Here is a 5,834-nt window from a genome sequence, read left to right as displayed (position 1 = left end):
TGTATATCCAGAATTGGAATTTGAAGTTCCGGTTGGAAAAGGCGAGATGGGCACTCTTGGCGATTGTTGGGATCGTTATAAGGTACGTGTAGACGAAGTTAAAGAATCTGTAAAAATCATAGAACAATGTACTGAACGATTGTTGACAGATTTTAAACGTACGTCCGATTTTGACCCGAGGGGACGTGTTCCAAAGAAAGTAAACTTAAAATCACAGGAATATTACATTCGCGCAGAAAACCCCAAAGGAGAACTTGGTTTTCATTTCGTTACTCAGGAGAAAACAGATGTTCCTAAGCGCGTAAAGGCCAGGGGACCAAGTTTTAATAATCTTTCCGTTTTACCAGAATTGGGAAAGGGGCAGCTTATCGCCGATTTAATTGCCATTCTTGGGTCTATTGATATTGTGCTTGGTGAGGTCGATAGATAGTAACAAAATGCACGAAGGTGCAATTATTTCTTGTGGTTAACTAACAAAAAGTTTAGATTTGCAGTCTCATAATTTAAGTTTATAATTGGTTAATAGAGAAGCTCGCGGTCGCCCGATTGCGGGCTTTTTCTTTGTGCTTCGTTCGCATGTTTGCAGTTTATTCGTAAATTCGTTTGAAAAAAATTTTTTTAATAAAACCAGGAACAATCAATACGCTTTAAATATTAAATTTCTTACATAAATGTCGTCAATACTTATTAAATCTGCACAAATTGTCAATGAAGGGAAAACTTTTTTGGCAGATGTATATGTGAATCATGGTCGGATAGAAATGATCGCTGAAGAAATTAATCATACCGCTGATCAGGTGATCGATGCGAGAGGTCTCCATCTTCTGCCAGGGTTGATCGATGATCAGGTGCACTTTCGTGAGCCTGGATTGACACATAAAGCGGATATATGGCACGAAAGTCGTGCGGCTGTCGCCGGCGGTACAACGTCATTTATGGAGATGCCAAATACGGTTCCTAATACACTTACACAAAGATTGTTAGAAGATAAGTTTGAAATTGCCTCGGAGAGTTCCTTGGCGAATTATTCCTTTTTTATGGGAGCTGCTAACGATAATCTAGCAGAAGTGCTCAAGACAAATCCTCGCGAGGTTTGTGGAATAAAGATTTTCATGGGTTCATCGACTGGTAACATGCTAGTGGATAATCAAGAAACATTAGAAAAAATATTTGCGGAGGCGCCGACTTTGATCGCGGTGCATTGCGAAGATGAAGCGACCGTACAACGTAATCTTGACACCTACCTAAAGAAGTATGGAGAAGAAGGGTTGACAGCAGAGATGCATCCGTTTATTCGCTCTGCTGAAGCGTGCTACCTTTCCTCTTCTAAAGCTGTAGAGCTAGCAAAAAAGCATAATACGAGATTACATATCCTCCACATTTCTACTGCAAAAGAAACGGAACTCTTCAGTAATTTGCTTCCGCTCTCTCAAAAACGTATTACAGCAGAAGCTTGTATTCACCATTTGTGGTTTTCGGATACTGATTATCCGCAGAAAGGAAATTTCATTAAATGGAACCCTGCAGTCAAGACATCGTTGGATCGGACGGCTATTTTAGAAGCTGTTCTTGATGGTAGAATCGATGTCATTGCAACAGACCATGCACCGCATACACTTGCAGAAAAAGAACAACCTTATGTGAAGGCACCCTCGGGCGGGCCACTGGTGCAGCACGCCTTACAAGCCCTATTAGATATGGTCAAGAAAAAACAATTAACGCTGGAACAGATGGTTCAGAAAACAGCTCACAATACAGCTACTTTGTTTCAGATTGAGAATAGAGGATTTATTAGAGAAGGATACTGGGCCGATCTTGTACTTGTGGACCTAGATAGACCCTATACTGTGACTACGGAAAATATACTATCGAAATGTGGGTGGTCACCATTTATGGGACATCAGTTTTCTTCCAGTATCATACACACCATGGTGTCTGGAAATATAGTTTATAGTGAGGGAAAAATTATAGAGGTCGGAAGTGGACATCGGCTGCTATTTAATCGCTAATTGAAATGAATAAACGGCATTTTTTAAAGTCTTTAGGGTTCGGGATGATTTCGGTAGGTCTAATACCAAATGAAAGTTTCGCTCTACAGCCCAGAGAGAATAAGCGAGCTCTAAAACCCAAGCCATTAAAGCCCGGTGATTGCATTGGAATTATCGCACCAGCTGGTGCACTGGATTCGGAGGATTCAATATTGTTTACTAGAGAGGTGCTTGAAAAACTAGGATTTCGTGTGAAAGAAGGTGTGTATATTCGGTCGCGGTATGGGAATTTAGCCGGTACTGACGAGCAGCGTATATCCGATTTACATGATATGTTTAAAGACTCCGAAGTAAAAGGAATTCTGTGTGTTCGTGGGGGAACAGGTGTTAGTCGTCTGCTTGACCGTATTGATTATGAGTTAATAGCCGCTAATCCAAAGGTATTTATGGGGTATAGTGACATTACGGGATTATTACTTGCTTTCTATCACAAAACGGGGTTGATCTCCTTCCATGGGGCGGTTGGCACAAGTACATGGAGTAACGATTTGGCAAAGAAATTTGAGGAGCAGTTTTTTGATAATAAGCTTCAAAAATTCACGAATCCAGCAAAAAAGGGAGAGACTTTTATTGCTTATAACGATCGAATCAAAACTATTTACGGAGGCAGTGTTGAGGGTGTTTTAATCGGAGGGAACTTGACTCTTATCTCTGGGTTATGTGGCTCTGCATATCTACCGGATTTTAAGAACACCATTCTTTTTGTTGAGGAAGTGGATGAGGATTATGGGCGAATAGACCGGATGTTCTGCCAGTTGAAAAATTCGGGTATTCTTTCAACTATCAAGGGGTTTGTTTTTGGTAATTGTACGGACTGCCGCGCTGTTTCTGGATTTGGATCACTTAATCTTGATCACATTTTAAATGATTATATCCGTCCGCTAAATATTCCAGCATACGCTGGGGCGCGGATAGGACATTTGTCCGATCAGTTTATTCTTCCGGTTGGAGTTAACGTGCGAATGAACGCGGATACCGGTACAATAGAGCTATTGGAATCAGCGTTAAATTAATATGATGAAAACGAACTTACATATATTTGGGCTTGGAGCGTTCATCTTCTTTCAATCTTGTACAGGGATGTCTCCTAATGGTCAATCCAATCTTAAAGACGCTATGTCGTTAGATACAACACAATACAACACACTTCACGAAAAATACAAAGAAGCCGAACTCGTAGATCGTCGGTTTAAGCATGCTGACATATCAGAATTAATTAATCAACATCAGGAAAGGGCCATACTCCAGATTAAGGAGGTAGGTAAATCTTTTGAAAATCGTTCGATTTACAAATTGCAATATGGTAAGGGGGGAAAAAAAGTTATGCTTTGGTCGCAAATGCACGGTGATGAACCCACGGCAACCATGGCGCTATTTGACCTATTTAATTTTTTGGAAGGGCAGAACGATGGTTATGACTCCATTCGTATACTTTTAAACGAAAATTTGCAACTCCATTTTATACCAATGCTGAATCCTGACGGTGCTGAACGCTTCACTCGAAAAAACGCTCAATACATTGATCTGAATAGAGACGCAAGAGAAGGGGAATCGGTAGAAGGGGGACTACTTCGTACATTGGCGAAAGAGATCAAACCGAACTACGGATTTAATTTGCATGATCAGATGATCTATTATAATGTGCCGGATACAAAGAATCCAGTAACAATCTCACTTCTGGCACCAGCGTATAATCTCGAAAGAGAAGTGAATGACGTGCGTAGGGGCGCCATGCAGTTAATTGTCGGAATGAATAATTTGCTGCAACAATATGTACCCAATGCAGTCGCGAAGTACGACGATACCTATAGTCCCCGGGGATTTGGTGATAACTTTCAATCATGGGGCGCTAGTACAGTGCTGATTGAATCGGGGGGACTTAAAGGCGATCCGGAAAAACAGAAAATACGTAAACTGAATTTTGCAATTATCCTGCAAGCGTTAATTGAGATAGCTGACGGATCCTATCAACAGTATAATCACGAGGATTACAATCGTATCCCTTTTAACACGTCGCAACTTCATGATGTCGTGATTAGAAATCTAGATATCGGTACCGAACGAGCTGCATTGGTAACGGATATTGCTATACGGAGATCCGAGACTACTGTTGGTAAAGATTTTTTTGTTCGCGGACACGTAGAGGATATTGGAGATCTCGATGACTTCTACGGGTACGATGACATTGATGCGTCGGGATTGTCTTTTGTCGAAGGAAAAGTTTTTCCCCAAGCGTTTGAATCTGTCGAAGCGATAACGCAGGAACGTGCTTTAGAAATACTCAAACAAGGGTATATTGCAGTGCAAGTCAATCAAAAGGGGGAGCAAGCATTTCATAATCTACCGCTTGTGGTCGTCACTACTGCTGATTTTACGGCCACCACAGAAATCGTACCTTATGGAAGTTCAAATTTCTTTTTAGGTGCTAATGGAGTGCTAAAATACGCGATTGTGAATGGTTATGTGATTGATTTGAGTACTCACGCGAAACATACTACATTGTTAAAAAATAGGATCATTTAGACACAATATTTGAAATCTATTAAAAAAGTCCTGTTAATAATAACAGGACTTTTTTGTTTCATTTATTTTCGAATTGGACTATTTGGTTCTACCGTATAATTCGTCTCGTTGAGCTTTTACCGTGTCTGAATTAATATATTCGTCATACGTCATAAGTTTATCAATAATACCGTTTGGCGTAAGTTCTATAATACGATTAGCAACAGTTTCAGTTAACTCATGGTCACGTGAGGTGAACAACATTGATCCTCTAAAGTCTGACATTCCATTGTTCAATGCTGTAATCGATTCCAGGTCTAAGTGGTTGGTCGGTTCGTCAAAAAGTAAAAAATTTGCGCCCTGTAACATCATCTTGGAGAACATGCATCGCATCTTTTCGCCTCCAGACAATACAGATACTTTTTTCATTACCTCTTCCCCTGAGAATAACATTTTCCCCAAAAATCCACGGATAAATTGTTCGTCAGCTTCTGGTTTGTTCGTGTAGTTACGAAGCCAATCGACTAGATTTTCTTTACTACCTTCAAAGTATGCTGCATTTTCAATTGGCATGTCTGTCGGAGTAATAGTAATACCCCATTTGAATTCTCCTTTATAGTCACTATCCCTTCCAGAAAGAATATCATAAAAAGCTGTTGTAACCAATGAGTTTTCAGATAATACAGCAATTTTGTCACCCTTATTAATCATAAATGTGATGTCTTTAAAGTAGACCTCACCGTTCATGGTTTTGCCAAGACCTTCTACGTTTAATATTTGATCGCCCGGCTCCCTATCCATTTGATTGAACATGATTGCTGGATATTTTCGATTAGAAGGTTTAATGTCATCGAGGTTAAGCTTGTCCAACGCTTTTTTACGTGATGTTGCCTGTTTGGATTTCGAAGCGTTAGCGGAAAATCTGCGGATAAACTCCTGCAATTCTTTTATCTTGTCTTCGGTTTTCTTGTTTTGATCCGAGCGTTGTTTTAAAGCAAGTTGAGAAGATTCATACCAGAACGAATAGTTACCCGAGTAAATACTCATCTTACCAAAATCAATATCGACAATATGTGTACAAACGTGATCAAGAAAGTGACGGTCATGGGACACTACTAATACGATAGCTTCGTAGGAAGCGAGGAAATCCTCTAGCCATGCGATAGTATTAATGTCAAGATCGTTGGTAGGCTCATCGAGAATCAGGATGTCGGGATTACCAAAAAGAGCTTGTGCTAATAAGACGCGTACTTTCTCGTTCCCATCTAACTCTTTGACTTGTTT

Annotated in this window: 5 protein-coding genes; 4 read left to right on the top strand and 1 reads right to left on the bottom strand. The window is 40.2% G+C overall.

Annotated features, from left to right (window positions below; translation table 11 throughout):
* The 4 genes from HP439_RS17285 to HP439_RS17270 all read left to right on the top strand — a co-directional run.
* On the top strand, positions 1-430 hold a 430-nt coding region (locus tag HP439_RS17285; protein ID WP_484592853.1), incomplete at its 5' end, for an NADH-quinone oxidoreductase subunit D-related protein.
* A 241-nt stretch (positions 431-671) separates the two neighbouring features.
* Positions 672-2,009, top strand: a complete 1,338-nt coding sequence (locus HP439_RS17280) for a dihydroorotase (RefSeq protein WP_172391586.1) — start codon at positions 672-674, stop codon at positions 2,007-2,009.
* Between the two features lie 5 nt (positions 2,010-2,014).
* Positions 2,015-3,061, top strand: a complete 1,047-nt coding sequence (locus HP439_RS17275) for a S66 peptidase family protein (RefSeq protein ID WP_172391585.1) — start codon at positions 2,015-2,017, stop codon at positions 3,059-3,061.
* Position 3,062: 1 nt separating this feature from the next.
* Positions 3,063-4,571, top strand: coding sequence for a M14 family zinc carboxypeptidase (locus tag HP439_RS17270; RefSeq protein ID WP_246229404.1), 1,509 nt, complete (start codon positions 3,063-3,065; stop codon positions 4,569-4,571).
* Between the two features lie 78 nt (positions 4,572-4,649).
* Here HP439_RS17270 and HP439_RS17265 read toward each other — a convergent pair.
* A partial coding sequence (locus tag HP439_RS17265) for an ABC-F family ATP-binding cassette domain-containing protein (protein ID WP_172391584.1) occupies positions 4,650-5,834 on the bottom strand: 1,185 nt, incomplete at its 5' end.

Source organism: Sphingobacterium shayense (assembly GCF_013179575.1).
GTDB lineage: Bacteria > Bacteroidota > Bacteroidia > Sphingobacteriales > Sphingobacteriaceae > Sphingobacterium > Sphingobacterium shayense.
Note: the sequence above shows the minus strand (reverse complement) of the source record. Positions and strands in the feature narration are given on the sequence as shown.